The organism is Pseudomonas sp. G3-19 (genome assembly GCF_054855875.1).
The window spans coordinates 4,398,260-4,423,421 of the sequence record NZ_JBMPIQ010000003.1 but is presented as its reverse complement, the minus strand read 5'-3'; the positions used below and the strand labels follow the sequence as shown (position 1 = coordinate 4,423,421).

At 62.8% G+C, this 25,162-nt stretch carries 19 protein-coding genes; 4 read left to right on the top strand and 15 right to left on the bottom strand.

Translation table 11 applies throughout. The annotated features are described in order from the left end of the window. Position 1: 1 nt before the first annotated feature. From ACOYXI_RS20245 to ACOYXI_RS20235, 3 genes are all read right to left on the bottom strand, one after another. Positions 2-6,313 (bottom strand): Ig-like domain-containing protein, encoded by a 6,312-nt coding sequence (locus ACOYXI_RS20245; protein WP_461675573.1) that lies wholly within the window; start codon positions 6,311-6,313, stop codon positions 2-4. A gap of 137 nt (positions 6,314-6,450) precedes the next feature. After that, positions 6,451-7,296, bottom strand: a complete 846-nt coding sequence (locus ACOYXI_RS20240) for a sulfotransferase family protein (RefSeq protein ID WP_461675226.1) — start codon at positions 7,294-7,296, stop codon at positions 6,451-6,453. A gap of 138 nt (positions 7,297-7,434) precedes the next feature. Continuing rightward, on the bottom strand, positions 7,435-9,030 hold the full coding sequence (locus ACOYXI_RS20235) for a glycosyltransferase family 39 protein (RefSeq protein ID WP_461675225.1): 1,596 nt from the start codon (positions 9,028-9,030) through the stop codon (positions 7,435-7,437). Positions 9,031-9,272: 242 nt separating this feature from the next. Between ACOYXI_RS20235 and ACOYXI_RS20230 the strand changes: the two genes are divergently transcribed. Both ACOYXI_RS20230 and ACOYXI_RS20225 read left to right on the top strand, forming a co-directional pair. Next, positions 9,273-9,860 (top strand): phage tail protein, encoded by a 588-nt coding sequence (locus ACOYXI_RS20230; RefSeq protein ID WP_098966567.1) that lies wholly within the window; start codon positions 9,273-9,275, stop codon positions 9,858-9,860. A 56-nt stretch (positions 9,861-9,916) separates the two neighbouring features. After that, positions 9,917-10,228, top strand: coding sequence for a hypothetical protein (locus tag ACOYXI_RS20225; protein WP_134785131.1), 312 nt, complete (start codon positions 9,917-9,919; stop codon positions 10,226-10,228). Positions 10,229-10,237: 9 nt separating this feature from the next. On the opposite strand, the gene ACOYXI_RS20220 is transcribed toward ACOYXI_RS20225, so the two are convergent. The 4 genes from ACOYXI_RS20220 to ACOYXI_RS20205 are packed head-to-tail and all read right to left on the bottom strand — an operon-like array spanning position 10,238 to position 14,936. Beyond that, positions 10,238-10,732 carry a GNAT family N-acetyltransferase gene (locus tag ACOYXI_RS20220; protein WP_098966563.1) on the bottom strand — a complete coding sequence of 165 codons (495 nt, stop codon included), beginning with the start codon at positions 10,730-10,732 and terminating at the stop codon, positions 10,238-10,240. An 11-nt stretch (positions 10,733-10,743) separates the two neighbouring features. Continuing rightward, the gene (locus ACOYXI_RS20215) at positions 10,744-12,840 is read right to left on the bottom strand and encodes an efflux RND transporter periplasmic adaptor subunit (protein WP_461675224.1); all 2,097 of its coding nucleotides are present in this window, start codon (positions 12,838-12,840) and stop codon (positions 10,744-10,746) included. Beyond that, the gene (locus ACOYXI_RS20210) at positions 12,841-14,160 is read right to left on the bottom strand and encodes an efflux RND transporter periplasmic adaptor subunit (RefSeq protein ID WP_098966560.1); all 1,320 of its coding nucleotides are present in this window, start codon (positions 14,158-14,160) and stop codon (positions 12,841-12,843) included. Further along, complete coding sequence (locus ACOYXI_RS20205; protein WP_098966558.1) at positions 14,157-14,936, bottom strand: efflux RND transporter periplasmic adaptor subunit; 780 nt, start codon at positions 14,934-14,936, stop codon at positions 14,157-14,159. The genes ACOYXI_RS20210 and ACOYXI_RS20205 overlap by 4 nt, the downstream gene beginning before the upstream one ends. A 169-nt stretch (positions 14,937-15,105) precedes the next feature. Here ACOYXI_RS20205 and ACOYXI_RS20200 point away from each other — a divergent pair, with 169 nt between their 5' ends. Beyond that, the gene (locus ACOYXI_RS20200; protein WP_047290723.1) at positions 15,106-15,471 is read left to right on the top strand and encodes a type II toxin-antitoxin system RelE/ParE family toxin; all 366 of its coding nucleotides are present in this window, start codon (positions 15,106-15,108) and stop codon (positions 15,469-15,471) included. Continuing rightward, positions 15,464-15,769 (top strand): XRE family transcriptional regulator, encoded by a 306-nt coding sequence (locus tag ACOYXI_RS20195; RefSeq protein ID WP_098966556.1) that lies wholly within the window; start codon positions 15,464-15,466, stop codon positions 15,767-15,769. The genes ACOYXI_RS20200 and ACOYXI_RS20195 overlap by 8 nt, the downstream gene beginning before the upstream one ends. A gap of 95 nt (positions 15,770-15,864) precedes the next feature. Here the strand turns inward: ACOYXI_RS20195 and ACOYXI_RS20190 are convergent, their stop codons facing one another. From ACOYXI_RS20190 to ACOYXI_RS20155, 8 genes are all read right to left on the bottom strand, one after another. After that, positions 15,865-17,439 (bottom strand): efflux transporter outer membrane subunit, encoded by a 1,575-nt coding sequence (locus tag ACOYXI_RS20190; protein ID WP_461675223.1) that lies wholly within the window; start codon positions 17,437-17,439, stop codon positions 15,865-15,867. Beyond that, the gene (locus ACOYXI_RS20185; protein WP_134785128.1) at positions 17,436-18,506 is read right to left on the bottom strand and encodes an HlyD family secretion protein; all 1,071 of its coding nucleotides are present in this window, start codon (positions 18,504-18,506) and stop codon (positions 17,436-17,438) included. The genes ACOYXI_RS20190 and ACOYXI_RS20185 overlap by 4 nt, the downstream gene beginning before the upstream one ends. A 26-nt stretch (positions 18,507-18,532) precedes the next feature. Further along, complete coding sequence (locus ACOYXI_RS20180) at positions 18,533-20,071, bottom strand: MFS transporter (protein ID WP_134785127.1); 1,539 nt, start codon at positions 20,069-20,071, stop codon at positions 18,533-18,535. 214 nt (positions 20,072-20,285) lie between these two features. Beyond that, on the bottom strand, positions 20,286-21,203 hold the full coding sequence (locus ACOYXI_RS20175; protein WP_461675222.1) for a LysR family transcriptional regulator: 918 nt from the start codon (positions 21,201-21,203) through the stop codon (positions 20,286-20,288). A 172-nt stretch (positions 21,204-21,375) separates the two neighbouring features. Then, complete coding sequence (locus ACOYXI_RS20170; protein ID WP_003220459.1) at positions 21,376-22,242, bottom strand: ABC transporter permease; 867 nt, start codon at positions 22,240-22,242, stop codon at positions 21,376-21,378. Positions 22,243-22,262: 20 nt separating this feature from the next. Further along, on the bottom strand, positions 22,263-23,123 hold the full coding sequence (locus tag ACOYXI_RS20165; protein WP_461675221.1) for an ABC transporter ATP-binding protein: 861 nt from the start codon (positions 23,121-23,123) through the stop codon (positions 22,263-22,265). A 5-nt stretch (positions 23,124-23,128) separates the two neighbouring features. Further along, complete coding sequence (locus ACOYXI_RS20160; RefSeq protein ID WP_183784463.1) at positions 23,129-24,154, bottom strand: ABC transporter substrate-binding protein; 1,026 nt, start codon at positions 24,152-24,154, stop codon at positions 23,129-23,131. Between the two features lie 18 nt (positions 24,155-24,172). Next, positions 24,173-25,069 carry a TauD/TfdA dioxygenase family protein gene (locus ACOYXI_RS20155; protein WP_461675220.1) on the bottom strand — a complete coding sequence of 299 codons (897 nt, stop codon included), beginning with the start codon at positions 25,067-25,069 and terminating at the stop codon, positions 24,173-24,175. Positions 25,070-25,162: the final 93 nt, after the last annotated feature.

Here is a 25,162-nt window from a genome sequence, read left to right as displayed (position 1 = left end):
TTCAGGCCTGCATTTCGCTGATGCCGACCTGGCGCAATGCCGCTGCCAGGTCGTCGACCCGGTGCTGCTCGCTGTCCTTGAGTTGTTGCAATTGCTGCCCGAGGGTCGGCGCGCCAAATACCCCGCGCAGCCCTTGGGAAATGTCACCGGCCTTGAGCGAGTGACTGTCGAAGGCGTTCAGCGCCTCCCGCTCGGCGCCGTCGTTCTGGTGGAACAGGCTCGACAGCGTACTGCTGGCGAAGACTCCGCCATCACCGCCACCGAAACCGAGGAAGCCGTGCCCGCTGCCGTCACCGCTTCCGTCGCTGCTGCTGAATACCTGGGCGATGAAGCTCGGGCTCAGAGCACCGTGATTGATGAAAATGTCCCCCAGCGGCCGGATGCCGTCGCCCAGTACACGCTGCTCGAACAGCGGCGGGAAGGTCAGCGGCGAGCCGAGATTGCCGGTCGGTGGCGTAAACACAAACGGTTGCAACGGCACGTCCGGGGCCGGCGGCGGTGCGACCGGATCGCTGCTGCGGGACAGCGGATCGGGAATCACCCCATTGATCGGCGTGGTCGGCACCGTTGGCGGAATAACCGGCGGCACGGTATTGATCGCGTAGTTATTGGAGCTGCTGACACCGCTGCCGCTGTTGCCGGACAGGTCACTGACCCCGGCGCTGTTGACGCTGATCGCATTACTGGCGCTGTTGATGTTGGCGCCCGGGGTCAGCGTCGCGGTCCAGGTCTTGCCGCCGTCGTTGCTGCTCAGGTTCGACAGGGTGCCGTTGCCGACATTGATGTCACTGAGATCAAACCCGGTCACCGCCTCATTGAAGCTGATGGTCACCTGCGAGGTCTGGCCCACACCCAGATTCGGATTGGCAACCACCACCGTGGCGGTCGGCCGTTCGCTGTCGAGGGCGTAGTTGTTCGACACCGCCACCGTGCTGCCGGCGTTGCCCGCCAGGTCGCTGACGTTGCTGGTGTCCAGCGCAATGAAATTGCTCGGGTCGGTGACATTCGCGGTCGGCGTGAACGTCGCGGTCCAGGTCTTGCCGCCATCGCTGCTGGTCAGATTGCTCAGGTCGCCGTTGGTCACGCTCAGGTCGGACAGGTCGAAATTGCTCACCGCCTCGCTGAAGGTGAAGGTCACCGTGGTGGTCTGGCCGATGCCCAGATGCGGATTGGCGACCACGATGTCCACCGTCGGCCGGGTTGCATCGAGGATGTAGTTGTTGGAGATGGCGATACTCGCCCCAGCATTGCCGGCCAGATCCTGAACACCGGCGGTGTCGATCAGAATCAGGTTGGTCGCATCATTGACGCCGGCTGTCGGGGTGAAAGTCGCCGTCCAGGTCACGCCACCGTCGCTGCTGGTCAGGTTCGACAGCGCACCGTTGGCGACGCTGATGTCCGACAGGTCAAACCCGCTCACCGCCTCGCTGAAGGTGATGGTCACTGTGGTGGTTTCACCAATGCCCAGGCGGTTGTCGGCAACCACGATGGTGGCGGTCGGCAGCGCGGTGTCGATGGCGAAGTTGTTGGAATCGGTGGTACCGATGCCGCTGTTGCCCGACAGGTTGGCCACCCCGGCATTGTTCAGGGTGATCAGGTTGGTGGCGTCGGTGACATTGGCTGTCGGCGTGAAGGTGGCCGTCCAGGTGATACCGCCGTCGCTGCTGCTGACATTGCTCAACGTGCCGTTGGCGATGGTCAGGTCGCTGTTGTCAAAACCGCTGACCGCTTCGCTGAAGGTGATGGTCACCAGCGAGGTTTCCCCGGCCCTGAGCGACGTGTCGGCAACCACGATGGTGGCGGTCGGCACCTGAGTCTGGATCTGATAGTTGGCCGAACTGGTGGTGCCGGTGCCGGTGTTGCCGGCCAGGTCGGTGATGCCGGTGTTGTTCAGGACAATCAGGTTGGTGAGGTCGGTGATACCGATGTTCGGCGTGAACGTGGCCGTCCAGGTAATGCCGCCGTCGCTAGACGAAACATTGCTCAGGGTGCCGTTGGCGACGCTCAAATCGGAGTTGTCGAATCCGGTCACGGCCTCACTGAAGGTGATGGTCACCTGCGCGGTTTCACCGGGACGCAGATCGCTGTCGGTCATGACAATGGTCGCCGTCGGACGCTGACTGTCGACCGCATAGTTGTTGGAATCGGTGGTACCGCTGCCGACGTTGCCCGCCAGATCGGCGATGCCGGTGTTGTCCAGGGTGATCAGGTTGGTGGTGTCGGTGATCCCCGCCGCCGGCGTGAACGTCGCCGTCCAGGTGAGGCCGCCGTCGCTGCTGCTCACCGCACTCAGCGTGCCGTTGGCGATGGTCAGGTCGGCGTTGGTGAAACCGGTCACCGCTTCGCTGAAGGTGATGGTCACCAGACTGCTCTGGCCGACGCCGAGCGCGGTGTCAGCCACCACGATGGTGGCGGTCGGGCGCTGAGTGTCGATCGAGTAATTGTTGGAATCGGTGGTGCCGCTGCCGGCATTGCCCGACAGGTTCTGTACGCCGGCGTTGTCCAGGGTGATCAGGTTGGTGGCGTCGGTGATGTTGCTGGTCGGCGTGAAGGTCGCTGTCCAGGTGATGCCACCGTCGCTGCTGCTGACTGCCGACAATGTGCCGTTGGCTATCGTCAGGTCGGCATTGCTGAAACCGGTCACCGCTTCGCTGAAGGTGATGGTCACCAGTGAGGACTCGCCGATCTTCAGACTGGAGTCCGCCACGATGATGGTCGCGGTCGGCACCACGGTGTCGATGGTGTAGTTGTTGGAGTTGGTCGTGCCGCTGCCGGCGTTGCCCGCCAGGTCGGCGATACCGGTATTGGCCAGCGTGATCAGGTTGCTTGCGTCGTTGATGCCCACGTTCGGCGTGAATGTTGCCGTCCAGGTGATGCCGCCATCGCTGCTACTCACCGCCGTCAACGTGCCATTGGCGATGGTCAGGTCGGCGTTGGTGAAACCGCTCACCGCTTCGCTGAACGTGATGGTCACCAACGAGGTTTCGCCGGCCGTAAGGTTGCTGTCGGCGACCACGATGGTTGCGGTCGGGCGCTGGGTGTCAATGGCGTAGTTGTTGGAGTCGGTGGTGCCGCTACCGGCGTTGCCCGCCAGGTCGGCAATGCCGGTGTTGTCCAGGGTAATCAGGTTGGTGGTATCGGTGACGCTGGCGCTCGGAGTGAACGTCGCGGTCCAGGTGATGCCGCCGTCGCTGCTGCTGACTGCGCTCAGCGTGCCGTTGGCAATGGTCAGGTCGGCGTTGGTGAAACCGGACACCGCTTCGCTGAAAGTAATGGTCACCAGCGAGGTTTCGCCGATTTTCAGAGCGTTGTCAGCCACCACGATGGTCGCGGTCGGGCGCACGGTGTCGATGGCGTAATTGTTGGAGTCGGTGGTGCCGCTGCCGGCGTTGCCGTTCAGGTCAGCGATGCCGGTATTGTTCAGCGTGATCAGATTGGTCGCATCAGTGATGCTGGCAGTCGGCGTGAAGGTCGCCGTCCAGGTGATGCCGCCATCGCTGCTGCTGAGCGCCGACAACGTGCCATTGGCAATGGTCAGGTCGGCATTGGTGAAGCCGGTCACGGCTTCGCTGAAGGTGATGGTCACCAGCGAGGTTTCGCCGATCCGCAGGTTGTTGTCGGCCACCACGATGGTCGCGGTCGGCCGCGCAGTGTCGATGGCGTAGTTGTTGGAATTGGTGGTGCCGCTGCCGGCATTGCCGGCCAGATCGACGACCCCGGTGTTGTCCAGGGTGACCAGGTTGGTGGTGTCGGTGATGTTGGTGGTCGGGGTGAGCGTGGCGGTCCAGGTGATGCCGCCGTCGCTGCTGCTCAGACCGCTCAGGGTGCCGTTGGCCACCGTCAGGTCGGCGGTGGTGAAGCCGCTGACCGCTTCGCTGAAGGTGATGGTCACCAGCGAGGTTTCACCCGCTGCCAGATTGCTGTCGGCCACGACAATGGTCGCGGTTGGCCGCACGGTATCGATCACGTAGTTGGCCGAATCAGTCGTGCCGCTGCCGGCGTTGCCGGCGAGGTCGGCGATACCAGTGTTGTCCAGAGTGATCAGGTTGGTGGTATCGGTGATGCTGGCGGTCGGGGTGAACGTTCCGGTCCAGGTGATGCCACCGTCACTGCTGCTGACTGCTGACAGTGTGCCATTCGCGATGGTCAGGTCGGCGTTGGTGAAACCGGTGACCGCTTCGCTGAAGGTAAAGGTCACCAGCGACGTGTCGCCGATCTTCAACGCCGTGTCGGCCATCACGATGGTCACGGTCGGCCGCACGGTGTCGATCGCATAGTTGACGGAACTGGTCGTGCCGACGCCCGCCACGCCGTCGCTGATCGCATTGACCCCGGTGTTATCGAGGGTGATCAGGTTGGTGGCGTCGGTGATGTTGTTGGTCGGAGTGAAGGTCGCGGTCCAGGTCAGGCCACCGTCGCTGCTGCTGACCGCTGTCAGCGTACCGTTGGCAATGGTCAGGTCGGCGTTGGTGAAACCGGTGACCGCGCGGCTGAAGGTGATGGTCACCAGCGAGGTTTCGCCGATTTTCAACGCCGTGTCCGCCATCACGATGGTTGCGGTGGGTGGTTCCACATAAGCGGTATTGAGTGTGCCGCCATTGTTGTAGATCGCCGCGAAGGCCAACGGTACAGAGCCCGTCACGCCGCCGCCCAGTTCTGCGCCGCCGGCGCCGCTGCCGGCCGCGTTGCCGCTGATGGCGCTGAAGTTGGCGGCGGTGATCAGTACCGTGCCGCCCTGGTTCCAGATCGCACCGACACCCCGTCCGCCGTCGCCGCCGTTCAGGTTGTTGCTGCCCTGGCCGCTACCACCGCCGCCACCGCCGCCCGCACCGAGGTTGTTGCTGATGACCGAGGTGCCGACAATTTTCAGGGTGCCGGTGGAGGCGTTGTAAATGCCGCCGGCCGCATTGCCGCCGACGCCGCCCACCTTGTCCCAGCCGGAGCCGCCACCGCCGCCGCCAATCGAAATGGTGCCGTTGTTCGCGGTGCCGCCATTGCCGCCGTTGCTGTAATAGGACACGCCCACGCCGCCGGCACCGCCGACGGTGGAGCCGCCGCGGCCGCCCATGTGCGTGGCGTCGTAGCCACCGCCGTAGCCACCGACGCCACCACTGCCGGCCTGGCCGCCCAACGTCCCGGTGCCCGGCCCGGCCGTACCGCCATGGCCGCCGCCCTGACCACCGAGGCCGCCGCCACCGCCACCGCCGCCGCCGTAGTTGGCTCCCGTGACCCCCCCACCACCGCCACCACCGGCCGCCGCGTTACCGGTGACCGAAACGTTGTTCAAGGTCAGGACGCCGGCGTTGAAAATCCCCCCGCCCATGGCCCCGGTTGCGCCATAGCCGCCATTTCCGCCATTGCCCGAGACCAATCCGCGAGTAATGACCAGACCATCGAGTGTCACCGTGCTGCTGGAGGTGATTTCCACCACCCGCGTCCGGTACTGGCCATCGAGGGTGACGTCCGCCACCCCGTCGTTGTTCAGGTCGCCATCAACGGTGATGTTCTTGTTGATCAGCAATTCCGAGGTGAGCTGCACCGTCATGCCGCTGCTGAAGGTCACGATGTCGCCGTTCTGCGCCGACGCCAGCGCTGCGCGCAGCGAGCCGACCCCGGTGTTCGCATTGTTGGTGGCAGTCCAGGTGGCGAGGCCCCACTGGTACTCGCTCATCGACAGGGTCGACAGCACGTTGGCGCTCTCGATCCTGCCCGTGGCGATTTCCAGATCCCAGTCGCCGCCCACCCCGGTGCGGTTGTTCGAGGCGGCCACATCGCGGCCGGTCAATTGTGCCAGCGAGTCGACGAAACTCAGGCCGCGGTCACCTTCGGCGGTGTAGCAGCCGTAAATGAGAATGTCGCCGCCGACGTTCATGTCCTTGCCGATTTCCGCCAGCACCGCACTGCGTTGCGCGACGTTGTCCGCCGACAGATAGCTGTTGCCGAGCCACAGGTCACCGGCGTTGCCGTGAGCGATGATCTGCACCGAGCTGACACCCGAATGCTGGTCGAGGTAATCAGCGATCTGCTGCAAGCCGTCCTTGCTGGCATCGAGCTTGACCACCTGCGCGCCGGGAGCAACGCCTTTGAGCAGGCTGTCGGCATCCTTGACCCGGGCATCGACGAACACCACGCTCTGGCCCGGTACGGCGACAGGGCTGGCAGCCGGCGTGGCATCGGCCTGGCCGTGGGTGTCCTTGCTGACCGACGGATGATCGGCCGTGGGCGCCTTCGCTGCATCGGCAGTGGGGTGGCTGTCGGGCTGGGCCGCAGCGGTATCGGCCACGGTGGCCGCGACAGCGCCGTCGAACAGCATGCGCGGTTCCAGCGACATGATCAGCGGCGCAGCCAGCGTCCGTTGGCCTTCGGTTACCCGCAACTTTTGCTTGCTCCACCACATGTTGCTCACCCGGACTCGAACAGTTGTAAACGCATCAATGAAAAACGCCGCGATCAACTGATCGCGGCGTCGGACTTCATACGAATCACATTGGCAGCGCTGGCTGAGCCATCGAGCCAAAAGGACAGATCGGCGTATTGCTTGAACAGGTCCGGCGGCAGAATCGTGCGTCGGGACTGCAGGGCGACCTTGGGTTTGACCTTGTGCAGGCCGGCCACACCCAGGGCCTGGTCGAACTCCGGCGCGTCATAGGCCAGGTGTTCGAAATCGTGCTCGAACCAGGGTTCGCCAATGAAGTCGTAGACCAGCCGCAGCACCCGCTCCGGGGCCTGGGTCAACAAGTCGTAATCGACGATCAGCAGCGAATCGGCTTGCTCGCCGTAATAGGCTTCTTTGAGCGCTGCCCAGGCAAAACCAACCAGACGATTGCGCTGGGCCAGGGTTTCGCAGCGGCTGTAGACCGTGTTGCGTTCGACAGCATCGCCGAACAGCTTGGTGTTTTCATAAGGATTGGCGCGGTACAACCGTTCCAGGCTGTCCATCACCCAGGCGACGTTGCGCACGCAGGCAATGACTTTGGCTTTGGGGAACAGATCGCTGATCGCCGGCAGGCGCGAACTCCACTGCCGGTTGGTGTCGAACACCACCGGTTTGTCAGCCTTGTCGGCATAGTAGGAATCGAACAGCCCGCGCAGCAGGCGCCGGCGCATTTCGGTGTCGATCACCGCGCCGAATTCGCTGCCGGCGCCGCACTGTTCAAGGACACCGGAGAAGAGTGCGCCGACCGGACTGGTCATGCCGGCATGAAAGCGCGGGTTCTGCAGAAGAATCGCAGAAAGCAGGGTAGAGCCTGAGCGCGGCAAGCCGGAGATAAAGTGGAACTGCTGCAATCCCTTCACCCTACTTTGTAAGTCCTTTTGTCCGACGAGCGTAGTCCAACAATACCCTTTCGACTAGTAGTGTTTTGATATCAAAACAGAGCAAAACGGACTATGAAGATCTGTTTTTATCGCCAAAGAAAAGGTGAACCGTTTAAGTCATTGCATCGCTGTCCCGTTATCGGTGGTCAACGAAAAAAGTCGCGCATTCGCGCCGCCGGCATGGGTCTGATCACGCAACTGCCAGTTCTTCGGCAAGGGTCGGAACGGATCGGGCACGTCCACATCCAGATCACCGATCAACCAGACGCGAGCACTGCCCTTGGGCAGGTCGTCGAGTCGATCCAGATAGACCTCCTCAGACACCAGGGTGCCGAAACCGTAGTGATTCGGGCGCGTCGAACGACCATCGGCGGCGGGCGGGGTAAACAGGCGCACCTGAGCGTCAGTGCGGTTGTAGTAGACGTAACTGAGATACCAGAGCATGTCGCTGGTGACGATCCGGTCACCGCTGACGAAATGCCGGTTGATGTAATCGACCATGACATTGAACTGATCGTGCGGGTCGACCGTGGCGTTGGTGTTTACGCCCACCAGCTCAACCCCGACCCATGACACCAGAACCGCCACTGCCAGCACACGAGCGCGGCGGTACAACCGGTCGATGGCCAGCGCCGCCAGCATCGGCAATCCCAGCGCATAGGCTGTCAGGTAACGCTCGATGAACACCGGACTGATGAAGGACACCGCGAACACCAGCAACAACGGCACACCGGTGTAAAGCGCCAGCAAAACGCTGCCATGGTTCACGCTGCGGTCGCGGGCCACGGCCACGCCCGCCAGCGCCAGCAGAGCCAGCGGTACGCCGCAGAACAGCAGCAACGGGAGATGCTCGCCTTCATCCTGGATCAACCAGAGCCAGATCATCGACGGCAGCGAGGACAGGGTCACTGGATCTTCCCAGCCCACATCGCCACCGACCTTGAGTTCTTCCATGTGTTGCGTCAGATCAAGCAGGTTCGGCAACCACGGCAGGTAGAGCACAACGATGGCCAGATTGGCCAGCCACCAGTCCTTGCGCTGGATATGCCGCAGGCGATAGCCAGGCAGCAGGCGAATCAGTCCCAGGTACAGCCAATGGCTCAGCGCCGCCAGCACGGCGAAGTAGTGGGTATACAACGCGGCGCTCATCAGCAATGCATAGATCAGCAGATACCGGTGGCGCTGCGGGCGCCTGACCCAGCAGATCAGCACTAGTGTCGTACCGATCAGGAGCAGGCCGAGCAGCGAGTACATGCGCACTTCCTGGCTGTAGCGCACCGCCGTCGGCAGCAACGCCAGCAGCACCCCGGCAATGATCGCGGCGCGGCGGGTGGCCAGGCGATCGACCAGGCACACCCCCAGCCCGACCGTGGCGATGCCGGCCAGCGCGCTGAGGCTGCGGATCGACAGAATCGTGTCGCCGAACAACCCGATCCAGCCGTGCAGCAGCATGAAATACAACGGCGGATGCACGTCGAACGCCGCGTGCTCCCAGATACCACTCAGCGAATAGTTCGCCAGCAACAGGCTTGAGCCTTCGTCGCCCCAGATCGCGGCGGCGTTCAGGTCATAAAAACGCACCACCGTCGCCAACAACAGAATCGGTATCAGCCACTGCCGGCGAGCCCAGCGCCATAAACGCCGGACACCGGCATTCGGTGCGGCAAACGGGTCCTGGGTATCCCCCAGCGGAGTCTCGCGACGCGCTTCCATCAACCTTCCCTTACAGATTTACCGAGTAAAAACCAGCGCCATTCATTGCGCACACTGTAGGCCAGAGTCGAAGTCGACGCGCGGCCACGACGACGTCCGGCAAGTCCGCCGATCCGGGTCTACGCTACCGCTTGGCGTGACCTGCCCGCGCAAACGCAAGGCGTCAGCACAGCATCTGTGCCTGTCCTGCAACCAAGGCTAACGCGCGGCGCGCCGACCACATAACAGAAGGATGAGGAACCATGGAAGTCTTTATGGGTACGATTCAACCGTTCGCCTTCAACTTCGCCCCCAGTGGCTGGGCCTTGTGCAACGGACAAATCCTGAGCATCTCGCAATACCAGGCATTGTTCGCTTTGCTGGGCACCTTCTACGGCGGCAACGGCACGACCAATTTTCAGTTGCCTGACCTGCAAGGTCGCGTACCCGTGGCACAGGGTAACGGACAGGGGCTTACGCCGCGTGTCATCGGTCAGGTGTATGGCACGGAAAACGTCACGGCCACGATCGCCAACATGCCTAACCACACCCACGCGATGACCGGCCTTTCTGCCAACACCGCCCTGCAACTGGCTGTGCCTGCAAGCAATCCGGCGACCGTGCCGACCGCCACCAACTCGTACATCGGCGCGTCCGGCGGCGGCCCTGGCTCGGCGAACATCTATTCCGATGCCCAAGGTGCCACGCCGGTTCCCATCAAAGGCCTGACCACGACTGTCACCGGGGACATTTCCTCCACGGGCGGCAGTCAGCCGTTGCCCATCGTCAACCCCTCTCTGGTCGTCAACTTCAGCATTGCCCTGAACGGGCTGTTCCCTTCGCGCAACTGAACCACTGTCGGGGGCCTCGGGCCCCCGACCGTTTTTCTCTTCACTGGAGTCAGACCATGTTGCAAACGGTTCAGATCCAACACGTCCAGGCATTGCTGGGCCAGCAACACACGCTGTACCTGCCGGATGGCACGGCGCTGCCGATCCACATCGAGTACCTCGACGAAGTCCCCGCCGCGAAGACGCGCTACAGCGAGCGCATGCCGTTCTGCCTCGAATTCAACAGTCTGGTGCCGACCGGGTTCGTCGACGGCCTGTGCGCACTGGAACTGCCGGAACTGGGGCGAGTGGAGGATATTTTCGTGTCACGAGTGCCAGCAATGGGGCGGGATCCGCAACTGGGTTATTTCTGTATTTCCTTCAACTGAAATCCCACCTCATTGCGGATACCACACCAGCCGCTCCGCCGCCGGATTACGCTCCTCCACCGCAAAACCCAACGCCAGATAGTGTTGCCGCGCGTGGGGGTTGTTGGCCCAGACCACCGTTGCCACCGGGCAGCGAACCTGCTGCGCGGCCTTTTGCACGCCTTGCAATACCGCGCGGCCGTAACCCTTGCCCCGCGCCTGGGGGATGAAGGCGATGTATAACACGCGGATTTCATTGGGGCCGAAGTCGGTGCTCAGTGCACCGATGGCCGTGCCGAGTTTTTCCACGACGTAGTGCATGGCGTTGGGATGGTTTTCACCCACGCCCTGTTCCTGCACCTGGAATTGCTGGGCGATCACTTGCTGCACCACTTCCTGCTCGCCGTCGATCCATTGCAGATCCGGGCGCGCCGACTGATAGAGGTGGTGCAAAAACGGCTCGTCGGTGGCCCGCGCAGGTCGCACCACCAATCCGTCTGCCGTCACATCTGCGTTGCTCGCCATGTTCACGCTCCCTAGAAACCGCTTTCCCTGACCCCCAGCGCCGCCAGCCGGCGCCAGGCCACGCCGAGTACCGACTCGCCCCTGCCCTGCAACACCACCACACCGCGCAACGGCTGAACCGGGGCTGGTGGCTGATCCAGCGCTGTCAATCGCGCGCCATATTGCGCCTGTACAGGCTCGGCTCGTTGCTGTTGATCACGGCGCACGGCAATCGGCCCGTGATGATCGGAGGTCAGCGCCTCCTGATCGACATAAGCCACGCCATTGGTATCGACTTCATCCAGTTTTACGCTGATCGCCGGATGCATCGGATCATCGGCGATGAACCGCCCGGTTGCACCCGGTTTGACCCGCCACAACTCGGCCTCGGCGATATAGCCGCGCAGGCGCAAACCGTCCTCGACCACCCGCGCCAGCGCATCCTTGCTCGACAGCCAGCGCCCCGGCGTCAGATTCGGCAGCAGATCACGCACAGTGCCGGCATGGGGCGCGCGCAACAGCAGGCGCTCGCGTCGAGCGCTCAGACCACGATATTGCGCCACGGCTTCGGCGAGGCGTTGCTCGATGATACTGGCGTCGGCAGCGGTTTCGCTGCGACCGGCCTGTCGGCGCATCAGCAATTGCTGGATCTGGATTTCCCGACGGACGATGGCCTGCTGCGAATCGAGGTCCGGCGACTCCAGTTCGATCAGCACATCGCCCTGAGCGACTTTCTGGCCATCCGCGACCTTGACTGATTTGACTCGCGCCGCCACCGGCGCATGCAACGCACTGGCCCGGCCGCTCTCAAGCATCGTCGGCAGTTCCACCGCGCTGCGCCACGGCACGATCAGCACCAGCAGCAGACCAAGCACAGCCAGGCTGCTGAGCAGCACACGCGGGCCATGCGCCTGTTCGCGGCGGCTCCACCACTGGCGCCACTCATTCATGATCGGCAGGAAGATGAACCAGACCAGCTCCACCAGCATGAGGAAAATCCCCAACACCTTGAAGAACAGGTGATAGACCGCCAGCGCGATCCCGAAAAACAACGCCGCGCGCCACAACCACGAGCCATACCCCCAGATCAGCAAACGCCGTTGCATCTTCGGCGACCAAGGCTCCGGCGCCGGAGCGCCATAGCCGAACAAAAATTCGCGTAACCGCCAGCGACACAGGGCAAAGGCTCGCCCCTGAAGGTTGTCGACCTCCCACAGATCACTGAGCAGAAAATAACCATCAAAACGCATGAACGGGTTGAGGTTGACCACCAGTGTAGTGATCCACGTGGCGCTGGCGAGCATGAACGCTGCCGTGCGCCCAGGGCCATCGGGCAACAGCGACCAGGCCAGCAGCGCGATGCACGCCAGCAGCAGTTCCGCGAGTACCCCACCGGCACCGATCAGCAGCCGCGCACGCCGATCATTGACCCGCCAGGCATCGCTGACATCGGTGTAAAACATCGGCAGCAAGACCATGAACGCCACGCCCATGCTCTGCACCCGACACCCGGCACGCTTGGCCATGAATGCATGGCCGAACTCGTGGCACAGCTTGGCAAAGAACAACGCAACGCCGAACGCCAATGCGCCGCCAAGGCTGAACAGGTGCGGGAAAGTACCGACAAAGCGCTGCCAGTCCCGCGACACCAGAAACACTCCCAGACCCAGCGTCAGCGGCAAACCGTAGCGCAACACCCGCGGGCCGAAGCGCTCAAGCCAGGGCCAGACGCTGTTGAGAAAGGCGTCCGGGCGCCACAGTGGAATACGGAAAAACAGGTATTGATGCAGCAGGATTTTCCACAGACTCTGGCGTTGCGCGAGGGCCTTGAGCGAGTAACTGGCACGCTGCTGATCGTCGAGGGCGCTGATCAGGTCATGCGCGCGCAGAAACGTCAAAAGATGCTCTAGCTCAACGCCGTCCAGCGGCAGGCCCGGTTCGCGATTGGCGGCGTGCAACACCTGTTCGGCATCGCCCAGCGACCAATGGCGCAACAGACGCATCGCCGCCGCGCCGAGTTTGAAATAGCGACCGCGCACCGGATCGGCCAGGGTCCAGCGCGGTGAACCGTCCAGTGCCGGTGCCGCGGGCGACAGTTGCAGGTCGGCACGCAGGCTCGGCAGATACATTTACAGGCCCACGCTCTGGCGCAGACCGGCCAGAGGGCGGCGCAGCAGGTACAAGGCCAGCGGGGCGCGATCACCGAAAATTTTTGCCGTGCCGCGCAGGCCGATACGCGGTGGCGCATCAGCAAAATTGGCATCCAGTCGATAAGCCAGTTGCCCGCCCGCCGTCGGTTGCGCCTCGTAAGCCGAGCGCTCCAGCGTGGCGAGGTGGCGCTGCAACGGATCGCTGTCGAGAAACAGCGCAACTTCGGCACCCGGCGCCAGCGCAATCGCGTCGCCCACCGCCAGCTCGATGCGCAGTTCGGCCTGATTCGGGTCAGCGATTTCCATCAACCGCTCGCCGGTCTGCACCGGTCTGCCGGTCAGGCGCTCGGCATCGGCGAACACTGCAATGCCGTCACGCTCCGCGCGCACTTCGCTGCGCGCCAGCAACTCGCGGGCGTAATCGCGCTCGGCGCGTTTTTGCTCGGCACGGGCGGCGAGCAAATCGACCCTGGCACTGGATTCGGCATCGGCAAACGAACGTTGCGAGTTGGATTTCAGTTCCGCTTCCGCCACGCCCAAGGCACGCTCGGCGACATCGGCCTGGGCCTTGAGGGTGGTGCTTTCAAATCGCAGCAGCAGGTCGCCGGTTTTCACCGGTTGATTGGGCTTGACCAAAAACTCGGCGATCACCCCGTCCAGCGGCGCCGCGACCACGCGCCCGCCCTGCGGCACCACCTCCGCCGGGGCCAGTACCGACTGGCGCACCGGGATCAGCAACCCGAGCAACAGCACCGCCACCAACGCCACCTGACGCTTGCGCGTCCAGCGCAGGCGCCACGGTTTGCGCGGCTGCAGCGCCAGCCAGGCGTGACTGTAGGTGTCGCCCAGTTGCGACAGCAGCACTTGTTCGGAAGGATTCCACGGCACATCGCGGGCCAGCCACAGACCGCCGAACACCTCGCCCTGGCGGTCGATCAGCGGCAGCCAGAACACCTGCGCCGCCGACAGCGAGCGCCAGTCGGCCTGAATCGACTCGGCAAGCAGTTGCGGGGTAATCACCCGCGCCTGCTTCAGCACATCCTGCTGGAACAACTGCGTCACGGCTTGCTCGACAAACGCCACGAACGGCGCATTCGGCTCCACCGCGCTGACGCCGGTCACCGCCTGTACCTTGCCGGCGATCAGCAGCGCTGCATGACGAAAGCCGAACAACGACTGGCCGTCATTGACCAGACTGTAGGCCAGTTGCGAGGCATCGCGGGCGGCGCGGGTCTGGCGTTCGAGGTCAAGGAACCGCGCGAACACCTGCTCGGCAGCGCCGGCTACCGGGGCGTTCATTTAAGCTCCGCAAAGTGCGCCGTGCCGCTCATGCCGGCGAGCAAGCCCTTGGCTTCGGGAAGTGTGGCGACCAGCAACAGTGTCTGGCTGCCTTCGTCGATGCGCGCACCGAGGCGTTTGACCGTGGCATCAAGCGGCTGGCCGGTTTCGTCGGGGACAAAGCTGAAGGTCTGGCCGGGTTTAAGCCTGGCCATCCAGCGCGACGGCACCAACAAGTGGATCTCCAGGGTGCGGTTATCCACCACGTCCAGCAGCGGCGCGCCGGCCGCCACGCTTTCGAAACGCTGGACCTTGCGCTCGACCACTTGCCCGTCGAATGGCGCGACCACGCTGCAGCGTTTGACCTGAACCTGATAAACCTGAGATTGCGCCTGGGTTTCGCTGACCTTGGCCTCGGCCCGCGCCACTTCGAAACGCCCGACGGAATTGAGCGCGGCCAACTGCCGGTTGTGCGCCAACTCCTCACCGGCACCGCGATTGGCAGCCTGCGCTGCATTGAGCTGAGCCTGATACGCCGAGCAATCGAACTTCGCCAGCACATCGCCCTTCTTGAACGACTCGCCCTCGCTGAACGGCAACTCGACAATCCGCCCCGACAACTCACTGGCCAGCGTAGCCTGATCCCGAGCTCGCAACACACCCCGCGCCTCACTGCTCGCCGTGGTTGCCGCAGGCGCTGCGTTATCCAGCAGCGGATCGTCTGGCCCGGGCGTTTGCGCCTGAACTGCACACGTAACAAAGGTCAATCCGATAACCCAACCGCGCAAACGCTGCATAACCGCTACTCCCTGACGGATGAGCGGAGTCTACGACAGCGGGGATTAGCGTCAAGCGAAAGGCCATCACTGTGCCGTTACGCTTGCTGTAATCCGACCGAAGCGCTATGGTCAACCCATCGAAAATATGACTTTGATGGAATATTCCATAACACTCATATTAGTGCCCATGAATTGGGATATCGAATACACCGACGAGTTCGGCAACTGGTGGGAAGAACTGACTGAGAGCGAGCAGAGTTCTGTGGCGGCAAGCGTCAAACTGCTTGGGCAATTCGGCCCAGGCCTGCGTTTTCCGCATAGCAGTGCAATCAATGGCGCGCGGCATGGTCATTTACGGGAATTGCGCGTCCAGCATGGCGGGCGACCGTATCGCGTGCTCTATGCGTTTGATCCAAGACGCTGCGCGCTGCTTTTGATCGGTGGAGATAAAACCGGTCAGGACCGCTGGTATGAACTCAACGTCCCGCTCGCCGATCGACTGTACGATGAGCATCTCGAAACATTGCGCAAAGAGGGTTGCAACAATGGCTAAGAAATTCGCCGACCTCGAAGCACGCATGACACCCGAAGCACGGGCGCTTGCCGATTCGATCTACGAACAACACATCAAGGAAATGCCGCTTAACGAACTGCGACAAGCCAAGGCCTTGAGCCAGGCCACGCTGGCTGAAATGCTGCACGTCAACCAAGCGGCCATCTCGAAAATGGAGCGCCGTACCGATATGTACATCAGCACGCTGCGCAACTATATCCGGGCAATGGGTGGCGAACTTGAAATCATCGCGACCTTTCCCGACGGGCAAATCAAAATCGAAAATTTCGCAGGCTGAACAGCCATAACCCGCTTCAACCTGTGAATCTTCCACTGTGCAATAGCCGTATAGTGGCCAATCGAATTCGCCGATTTGCTCCCTCAGGCGCAATCTCAGCGCCGCGCCACCTCCCCCGCCGGATACACCGACTCCCAGCCCCCGCCCAACGCCCGGTACAACCCGACCATCGCCAGCGACACCCCGGTCGAGCTCTCCACCCACTGCTCCTGAGTCGCCAGCAACGCGCCTTGAACGGTGAGGACGTTGACGAAATCGACCACGCCTTCGACGTACTGCTGCTGTGCGGTGCGCAGGGCGATCTGGTTCTGGCGTACGGCTTCGGCGAGGCTGTCGCGGCGGCGTTGGCTGGCGTTGTAAGCCGTCAGTTGGTCGTCGATTTCATGCCAGGCGCGCAGCACGGTCTGCTGGTAGGCGATGGCCGCTTCCTGTTGCTGGGCCTCGCGCAGTTGCAACATGCCGCGCAGGCGGCCACCGTCGAACAGCGGCAGGCTCAATTGCGGGCCGATACCGAACGCGCGCGAGCCCCAGGAACCGAAATCGCTCAGTTGCATCGCTTGCGAGCCGAGATTGCCGGACAAGGTGATGCGCGGATAGAAATCACCCTTGGCCACGCCGATGTTGGCGGTGGCGGCATGCAGACGCGCCTCGGCCTGCCGGATGTCCGGCCGGCGTTCGGCCAGCTGCGACGGCAGGCCGATGGCGACTTGCAGCGGTGACTGCGGCACCGCGCCGTCTGTGGATAACTCCTTGGCCAGGGCCTGCGGCGGTTCGCCCATCAGCAGGCTGATCGCGTTGATCAATTGCGACTGACGCTGCTCGAGGGCCGGCAGGCGCGATTCGATGGCCGCGACCTGCGCGGCGGCTTCGGCGACGTCGAGATCGGTTGCCACACCATCGCTCAGGCGCAGTTGCGAAAGCTTGAGGCTGTGCCGGGCGACGTCGAGGTTCTGCTCGGTGACCGCGCGGGTGTTTTGCACGCCGCGCAGCTGGATGTAGTTCTGCGCGGTGTCGGCGAGCACCGCCAGAAGCACACCGCGACGGTCGTTTTCGGCGACTTCGAGGTTGGCATCGGCGGCTTCGGTTTCACGGCGCACGCGGCCCCAGAAATCCAGTTCCCAGGACGCGGAGAAACCGGCGTCCCACAGGTTGAAGGCGGAATCGCCGTTGTGCCCGGACGGGTCATTCAGGCCTTCGCCACTGTTGCGTTTACGCGCGTAGCTGCCGGTAGCGGCGGTGTTCGGGTAGCGATCCGCGGTGATCACTTGGCGCGCGGCACGGCTTTGTTGCAAGCGGCTGCTGGCCAGTTGCAGATCGAGGTTGCTGTTCATCGCCCGCTGGGTCAGGGCTGAGAGTTGCGGGTCGTGGAAAACCTCCCACCAGCGTTCGTTCAGCGGTTCGCTGACGGCTTGGCTGGGGGCGGATTTGGCGGGTTTGGCCCAGTCGGCGATCTTTGTGGCTTCGGGCTTGCGGAAGTCCGGGCCGACGGTGCAGGCGCTGAGGCCAATAGCGAGCAATGCACCGAGGGTGAGTTGCTGCCACTGGCCTCTTCGCGAGCAAGCCCGCTCCCACGGGTGATTGGCAGGTTGCTGGAGATCTTTGTTCCAAACGGAGATCCCTGTGGGAGCGGGCTTGCTCGCGAAGGCGTCAGTTCTATCAACGCTGTTCATCGCTGAGTCACCTCGCGCTCCGCCGGCGCCGAGCTGCGAGTGTCAATACTCGCCTCCACCGACATGCCCACACGCAAACGCTCGGCCAACGGCTGACCCGGTTCAAGCACGATCTTCACCGGAATCCGCTGCACGACCTTGGTGAAGTTACCCGTGGCGTTGTCCGGTTTCACCGCGGCGAATGTCACGCCAGTCGCCGGGGCGATGCTTTCGACGCGACCGCTCAAGGCCTCGCCACCAAGGCTGTCGACGCGTACCTGCACGTGCTGGCCCGGCTGCACGTCCGTCAGTTGGGTTTCTTGAAAATTTGCGACTACATACGCCTGCTGCAACGGCACCACCGCCAGCAGCTTGCTGCCCGGCGTGACATAAGCGCCGACGCGCACAGCACGCTCGCCGATCATGCCGTCCTGCGGCGCGGTGATCCGGGTATACGACAGCTCGAAACTGGCAATTTCCAGCGCCGCTTGCGCGTGCTTCAGATTGCCTTCGGCAGCATCGCGCTGCGCGGTGAGAATCTCGACCTGCTTGCGTTCAGCCGCGAGCTTCGCGCTGGCGGTATCGAGCCGAGCGGTTGCCTGATCAATACGCGTGCGGGCCTGTTGCGCGTTCTGCACCGTGCCGGCACCTACACCGGCGAGGTGGTTGTAGCGATTGAGTTCCTGCTGGGCGAAGGCCATTTCTGCCTTGGCCGAGACCACCGAGGCCTGCGCCTGAGCAATCACCGAGGTCTGCCGCTCCAGCGTCGCCTTGGCGTTTTGCAACTGAGCGCGGGCGACCAGGGTTTGCGCATCGGCCGCTTCAGCGGCGGCGCGCAAATCGCGATCATCGATCAGCGCCAGCAACTGCCCGGCCTTGACCTGCTGGTTGTCTTCCACCAGCACTTCCTTGATGAATCCGGCCACGCGCGGCACCACCAGGGTGAAGTCGGCGGAAACAAACGCATCGTTGGTGTTTTGCTGGGTGCGCTTGCCGAACAGTCCCGGCACCGCCAGGTACAGCAACACGCCGACCGCCAGTGCGGCCGCCACGGCCACCGCGAGTTTTTGCTTTGCTTGAGTCGTCATAAAAACCTTCGGTATCAGTGAAGCAATCAGGTCGGCGCACGGGGCGGAAAGATCCGCGTCGGCAGCCAGAAAATCAGCAGGATCAGCGCCACCGCGACGCCGGCCATGCACACATAGAGATCGGACGAAGTCAGCACCACGGCCTGTTCGTGCAGGCGATGGGCGAGGCCCGGGTCGCTGCGATCGGCCAGCGGTGAGTTGCCGAGGTTGTCGATCAACATGGTCGAGTGGAAATGCAGGCGCGCGGTGGTCAGTGCTTCGATGACGCCGGTGGCGATCACTGCCGCCAGGCCTTTGACCGTGTTGAACCACGCCGAAGCGAACGGCCCGTCCTGCGGCTGGATGCTGCCGGTCGAGAGCATCAACAGCGGCAGCACCGACATCGGCTGACCGAAAATCTGCAGCCATTGCAGGACGTAGAAATTGTCGCGGATCCACTCCGAAGTCAGCAGCGAGCCGCCCAGGCAGGACAGGGTCAACATGCTCAAACCGATGCCGAGCACCCAGCGGCAATCGACCCAACGCAAGTTGCACAGCGCCGCCACCAGCGGCAGCGCGATCAACTGCGGCAACGCGGCGATCAGCATGATCGGCGCGGTCTGCACCGGGCGATAACCCTGGACCTGCGCCAGGTAGCTCGACGGAATCAGCACCACCGCCTGCAACACCACCAGCACCCCGGCCAGGGTCATCAGCGCGAACGACAAGTTGCGGATGCCGAGCATCTGCAACTTGAAAAACGGAATCGGCTGCGACCATTCATTGATCAGAAACGCCACCAGCAACAGCGAACCGGCGCCGAGCAAACCGCAGATCAGGCTCGACTCGAACCAGTCCAGCCGATTGCCCTGGAGCAAGCCGATCACCAGCATGCAGATCGCCGGGAAGCCCAGCAGCAGGCCCTTCCAGTTGAAGGTCTTGAGGCGCTCCAGGCGCAACGGATCCTGCGGAATCCCCCAAGCGACCATTGCCATGGCAATCAGGCACGGCACGATGATTTGCCAGAACGTCCACTGCCAGCCGACGTATTCACTCCATAAGCCAGCCAGCGGCGTGCCGAGACCCGGGCCGAAAGTCGCCGTCAACGCATAACCGGCCAAACCATAGAGTTTGAAGTTGGCCGGTAGAAAACGCAGGGCGACCGTCATCAGCATCGGCGGCAACGCGCCGCCCGCCAGCCCTTGCAGGGTGCGCATCAGCAGCAGGCTTTCGTAGTTGGGGGCGAACGGGCACAGCACGCCGAGCAGCGTGAACAGGCTGATCGCGCAGAGGGTGAAACGGCGCAGCGAAAAGGTCACCGAGCACCACGGCGCGAACGCCATCGCCGCCACCGAGGTCGCGGCGTAGCAGGACACCAGCCAGGTGCCTTCGTCATAACCGATGTTCAGCGCGCCCCGAATGTCGGCCAGTGCGACTTTGGTCACCATTTCGTTGAGGCCCGAGACCAGCACCGCCAGCAGCACACCAACCAGGCCGGTGATGATTCGCGCCCCGAACACCGGTGGCGCAGCCGCCGTCGCCGGACTGGCCGCAGCAATGGGCGCCGGAACCGACAGGGATGTCATGGATACACACTCCGGAAGGAAAAATACCGGAGCATTTTAGTAAGGCTTACTGCTGACGAAAATTGACTTATTGGCAGGTTATAAGTGCGCTCAGTGCAGCAATGAATATCCAATGTGGGAGCGGGCTTGCTCGCGAAAGCGGTGGGTCATGCACCCTATGCATTGCCTGACACGACGCCTTCGGGAGCAAGCCCCCTCCCACATTGATTCGGTGTCAGGGTTGCGCGGCCAGCCAGGTTTCGTCGCAACACGCCTTGAGCGTTTCGCGCAGCCAGCGGTGCGCCGGGTCTTTGTCGAAGCGCGGGTGCCAGGCCTGAGTCAGCATCAGCGTCGGCAACGGGATCGGCAGGTTGAACGAGCGCAGCTTCAGGCACAATCGGCGCACGCTGAGCAACGCTTCCTTGGGCACCGGCAGGATCAGGTCGGAATCGGGCAAGGCAAACATCGCCGCGTGGAAACTCGGAGCGATCACCGCCACCCGCCGCTCCAGACCCAGGGCGTTCAACGCGGTGTCGATGGGGCCGCGAGCAATGCCACGGCGCGACATGCTGATATGCGAGTAGCCGGCATAGCGCTCGGCGGTGACTTCGCCGTCGAGCAACGGATGATCCTCACGCACCAGACCGACGAAATGCGTGGAGAACAGGTTCTGCACTTTGACTTCCGGGGTTACCGGACGGGTGTTGCTGACACTCAGATCAATCCGACCTTCGCGCAGCGCTTCGTCGTCGCCATCGCCCTCGGGGACGAAGCGCAACTCGCAGTGTGGCGCCTGCTGGTCGAGGGTATCGAACAGCTTGCCGCCATATACGCCAATGAAAAAGTCGTTGGCGCGAATGCTGAAGCGCCGGCGCAGGGTGCCCAGATCCACGCTGTCGGCGGAGCGAAACAGCAGCGCCGCTTGCTCGACGACATCGCGCACCTGCTCGCGCAATTCGAGGGCTTTGGGGGTTGGCACCAGGCCGCGACCGGCGCGTACCAGGATCGGATCGCCGATCGCCTCGCGGATCCGCGTCAGAGTGCGGCTCATGGCGGCGGGGCTGAGGTTCATCCGCCGCGCGGCGCCGACCACACTGCCCTCGTCGAGCAAGGCGTCGAGGGCGACCAGAAGGTTCATGTCCGGGAGTTGCATGCTGAGCACTCTTGGCTGATCTGGATTGATCTGGGTGCAATGCTAGCAAACATCCTTGAAACCGGTGGCGCATGAACCGACGCCTTCGCGAGCAAGCCCGCTCCCACAGGAGAAACGCATTCCAAAATGTGGGAGCGGGCTTGCTCGCGAAGGGGCGGGGGAACAACACAAATTACCGCTGCATGCCCCAACGCTTCACCGTCACCCGCTCCAGCGTATCGAACACCAGATTCTCCACCAACAACCCGATCAGAATCACCACCGCCAACCCGGCGAACACCTTGTCGGTGTACAGCTCATTGCGGTTCTGGAAGATGTACCAACCCAACCCGCCCTTGCCACTGGTAGCGCCGAACACCAGTTCGGCGGCGATCAGCGTGCGCCAGGCAAACGCCCAGCCGATTTTCAGCCCGGCGAGGATCGACGGCAGCGCAGCCGGAATCAGAATGAACAGCACAAAACGCATGCCCTTCAGCCCGTAATTACGCCCGGCCATGCGCAGGGTTTCCGAAACGCCGAGAAAACCGGCGTAGGTGTTCAACGCCAGCGCCCACAGCACTGAATGCACCAGCACGAAAATCAGGCTGTTCTGCCCCAGCCCGAACCAGAGCAAGGCCAGCGGCAGCAAGGCAATTGCCGGCAGCGGATTGAACATTGAGGTCAGGGTGCTCAGCAAATCGCGACCGAACTGGGTCGACACCGCCAGCGTGGTCAGGGCGAACGCCAGCACGATGCCGATCAGGTAACCCTTGATCAGCACCACCAACGATATCCACACCTTGCCCAGCAACTCGCCGCTGAGCAGGCCGTCATACAGCGCATGACTGGTCTGCAGAAAACTCGGCAGCAGCAGGTCGTTGTTCTGCACCCGGGCGATCACTTCCCAGAGGATCGCCAGCAGAATCAGGATCACACTCTTACGCAACCAGCCCTGTTGCCACAGGCGTTGGCCTAGAGGCAATTCGCGCTCGAGCGGTACGCTGGTCAATGGTTCAAGGACGGTTTCAAACTCTTGTCGTACAGACGATGGCTGGCTCATCGGGCAATCCTCCAGAACGCTCAATAAGCGATACGAATGTCGTTGAAGTCATGGTCACGCTCGGTTTCCGGCGACTGGCCCTCATCGAACAGCAAACGGTGAATGCGCCGCGCCGATTCCTGAAACGCCACGCCGCCGAGGCTTTGCAGATCGTATTGATGGCTGTGCACTTCAGCGCGCACCCGCCCCGGATGTGGCGACAGCAGCAGGATGCGATTGCCAACCACCAGCGCCTCTTCAATCGAGTGGGTGACGAACAGCAAGGTGAAGCGCACTTCTTCCCAGAGCAGCAGCAATTCTTCCTGCATCTTGCGCCGGGTCAGCGCATCCAGTGCGGCGAATGGCTCGTCCATCAGAAGGATTTTCGGCTGCATCGCCAACGCCCGGGCAATCGCCACCCGCGCCTTCATGCCGCCGGACAGGGTGTGCGGATAGGCGTCGGCGAATGCTGCCAGACCGACTTTTTCCAGATAGTGCAGCGCGCGCTCTTCGGTCTCCTTTTTCTTCAGCGTGCGCGAGGCCAGCAGCGGAAACATCACGTTCTGTTTGACGGTTTTCCACGGCGGCAGTTGATCGAATTCCTGGAACACCACGATCCGATCCGGACCCGGTTCATCGACCCGCTGCCCTTGCAGGCGAATCTCGCCTTCGCTCGGCGCAATGAAACCGGCGGCCGCCTTGAGCAAAGTCGACTTGCCGCAGCCGGACGGGCCGAGCAGCACAAAGCGGTCCGCCGGATCGACTTCGAAGCTGACCTGATGAGTGGCGCGTACCACCCGTTGCGGGGTGCGGTATTCGAGACTGACGTTATCCACCGCCAGCAGCGCTTGTTTACTGGCGACCGGGTTGCTGGCCGCGTGGCCTTGCAAAGGGGCATTCATCTCGATCAGCTCCCCTGCAGCGGTTTGGCATCCTGGAAGAAGTAGTCCTTCCACGATTCCGGTTTGTTCTTGATCGCACCGACGCGGTAGAGGAATTCGGCCAGTGGATAGGTATTTTTCGGCGTGACGCTGAATTCGAATTGCGGGTTGTCGATGATTTTCAGCAGCTCGGCGCGGTCGATCCTGGCCTTGGTCACGCGGATGTAGGTGTCCGCCGCCGCGCCCTTATCGTTCTGCGCAAATTGCGCGGCTTCGGTCAGCGCTTCGACGAAGGCCTTGTAGGTTTTCGGGTTGTCGTTGCGGAATTTCTCGGTGGCGAACAGCACGGTTGGCGAGTTCGGGCCGAGGATGTCGTAGGAGTTGAGCACCACGTGCACGTTCGGGTTCTGCAGCGCCTGATCCTGGAACGGTGGGTTGGAGAAATGCCCGGTCAGCTCGGTGCCGCCGGCAATCAGCGCAGCGGTCGCATCCGGGTGCGGCACGGCGATGGTGTACTTGTCGAGGCGATTGAATTCCTTGTCACCCCACTGTTTGGCCGCGGCGAATTGCAGGAAGCGCGACTGCACCGACACGCCCACCGCCGGTACCGCAATGCGGTCCTTCTCGGTGAAGTCGGCAATGGTTTTGACCTTGGGATTGTTGCTGACCAGGTAGTACGGGAAGTTGCCGAGCGAGGCGACTGCCTTGACGTTCTGCTTGCCGTGGGTGCGATCCCAGATGGTCAACAGCGGGCCGACGCCGGCGCCGGCAATGTCGATGGAACCGGACAACAGCGCATCGTTGACCGCCGCGCCGCCCGAGAGCTGCGTCCAGTCGACCTTGATGTCGAGGCCTTGCTGCTTGCCGTACTTTTCGATCAGGCCCTGATCGCGCACCACATTGAGCAATAAATAGACAATCCCGAACTGTTCGGCGATGCGGATTTCACCTTCGGCGTGGGCCACGGTCGGCGCCACCAGGCTGCCGGCAAGCAGGCTGAAACCCAGGCCGATGGCCGCCGCCAGCGGTGCGAATGGAAGACGTTTGGACATGATCGAATCTCCGGCAAATCAGAAAGGCGCGTCGCCCTGAATGGTCGTGCGATACAGCTTGCGGCGCAGGTGCGCTGGGCAGCCGGCGGCGAGGTGGATCAGCGAACGGTTGTCCCAGAACACCATGTCGTGGGGCTGCCACTGATGGCGGTAGATGTTTTGCGGCAGCACGCTGTGGGCGTAGAGCTCGGCGAGCAGTTGTTTGCTCTCGTCCTCCGGCAGACCGACGATGCGGGTGGTGAAGCCCTCGCTGACGAACAACGCCTTGCGGCCGTTTTCCGGGTGAGTGCGAACGATCGGGTGCACCACTTCGGCGACCTGCGCCAGTTGCTCCGGGGTCAGGGTCGGACGCCAGTTGCCTTCGAATTTTGTTTCGCTGTAGCGCGCGGTGTAGGAATGCGCGGCAGAGCGGCCTTCCACGGCTTTGCGCAGGGCCTCGGGCAGGCTGTCCCAGGCTTTGTGCATGTCGGCAAACAAGGTGTCGCCGCCCTCGGACGGTAATTCCTGCGCATGCAGCATCGAGCCGAGACTCGGCAGCTCTTTATAGGAAAGGTCGGAGTGCCAGAACTTGCCGGCGTCGCCCAGGCCGATGCTCTGGCCGTTCTCGACGATGTTGGAAACGATGAGGATTTCCGGGTGATTGGCCAGCAGGAACTGCTTGAGCACGTGAATCTGCAACACGCCGAAGCGGCGGCTGAAATCGATCTGCTGTTGCGGGGTGATGCGCTGGTCGCGGAACACCACCACGTGGTGATCCAGGTGCGCACGATGAATGCGCGCGAAGTCCTGATCGTTGACCGGCCGGGTCAGGTCCAGGCCGATGATCTCGGCACCGACGGCACCGCTGAACGGACGAATTTCAAAGCTTTGCGGCGCGGCAGTCGCGGCGCTAGGGGTGGCAGTAGCTGCGGACATCTTTCAATCTCCCACGCACGGCGCGCTCACAGGCGCGCACGTCGATCAGACACTCACGCTGGATTGCGTGTCGGTTCAGGTCGTGCGGCGCGC

Coding starts and splice junctions, on each gene's coding strand:
- ACOYXI_RS20245 (WP_461675573.1), bottom strand. CDS start 6,313: ATGCTGTTCGACGGCGCTGTCGCGGCCACCGTGGCCGATACCGCTGCG.
- ACOYXI_RS20235 (WP_461675225.1), bottom strand. CDS start 9,030: ATGGAAGCGCGTCGCGAGACTCCGCTGGGGGATACCCAGGACCCGTTT.
- ACOYXI_RS20230 (WP_098966567.1), top strand. CDS start 9,273: ATGGAAGTCTTTATGGGTACGATTCAACCGTTCGCCTTCAACTTCGCC.
- ACOYXI_RS20225 (WP_134785131.1), top strand. CDS start 9,917: ATGTTGCAAACGGTTCAGATCCAACACGTCCAGGCATTGCTGGGCCAG.
- ACOYXI_RS20220 (WP_098966563.1), bottom strand. CDS start 10,732: ATGGCGAGCAACGCAGATGTGACGGCAGACGGATTGGTGGTGCGACCT.
- ACOYXI_RS20215 (WP_461675224.1), bottom strand. CDS start 12,840: ATGTATCTGCCGAGCCTGCGTGCCGACCTGCAACTGTCGCCCGCGGCA.
- ACOYXI_RS20210 (WP_098966560.1), bottom strand. CDS start 14,160: ATGAACGCCCCGGTAGCCGGCGCTGCCGAGCAGGTGTTCGCGCGGTTC.
- ACOYXI_RS20205 (WP_098966558.1), bottom strand. CDS start 14,936: ATGCAGCGTTTGCGCGGTTGGGTTATCGGATTGACCTTTGTTACGTGT.
- ACOYXI_RS20200 (WP_047290723.1), top strand. CDS start 15,106: ATGAATTGGGATATCGAATACACCGACGAGTTCGGCAACTGGTGGGAA.
- ACOYXI_RS20195 (WP_098966556.1), top strand. CDS start 15,464: ATGGCTAAGAAATTCGCCGACCTCGAAGCACGCATGACACCCGAAGCA.
- ACOYXI_RS20190 (WP_461675223.1), bottom strand. CDS start 17,439: ATGAACAGCGTTGATAGAACTGACGCCTTCGCGAGCAAGCCCGCTCCC.
- ACOYXI_RS20185 (WP_134785128.1), bottom strand. CDS start 18,506: ATGACGACTCAAGCAAAGCAAAAACTCGCGGTGGCCGTGGCGGCCGCA.
- ACOYXI_RS20180 (WP_134785127.1), bottom strand. CDS start 20,071: ATGACATCCCTGTCGGTTCCGGCGCCCATTGCTGCGGCCAGTCCGGCG.
- ACOYXI_RS20175 (WP_461675222.1), bottom strand. CDS start 21,203: ATGCAACTCCCGGACATGAACCTTCTGGTCGCCCTCGACGCCTTGCTC.
- ACOYXI_RS20170 (WP_003220459.1), bottom strand. CDS start 22,242: ATGAGCCAGCCATCGTCTGTACGACAAGAGTTTGAAACCGTCCTTGAA.
- ACOYXI_RS20165 (WP_461675221.1), bottom strand. CDS start 23,123: ATGAATGCCCCTTTGCAAGGCCACGCGGCCAGCAACCCGGTCGCCAGT.
- ACOYXI_RS20160 (WP_183784463.1), bottom strand. CDS start 24,154: ATGTCCAAACGTCTTCCATTCGCACCGCTGGCGGCGGCCATCGGCCTG.
- ACOYXI_RS20155 (WP_461675220.1), bottom strand. CDS start 25,069: ATGTCCGCAGCTACTGCCACCCCTAGCGCCGCGACTGCCGCGCCGCAA.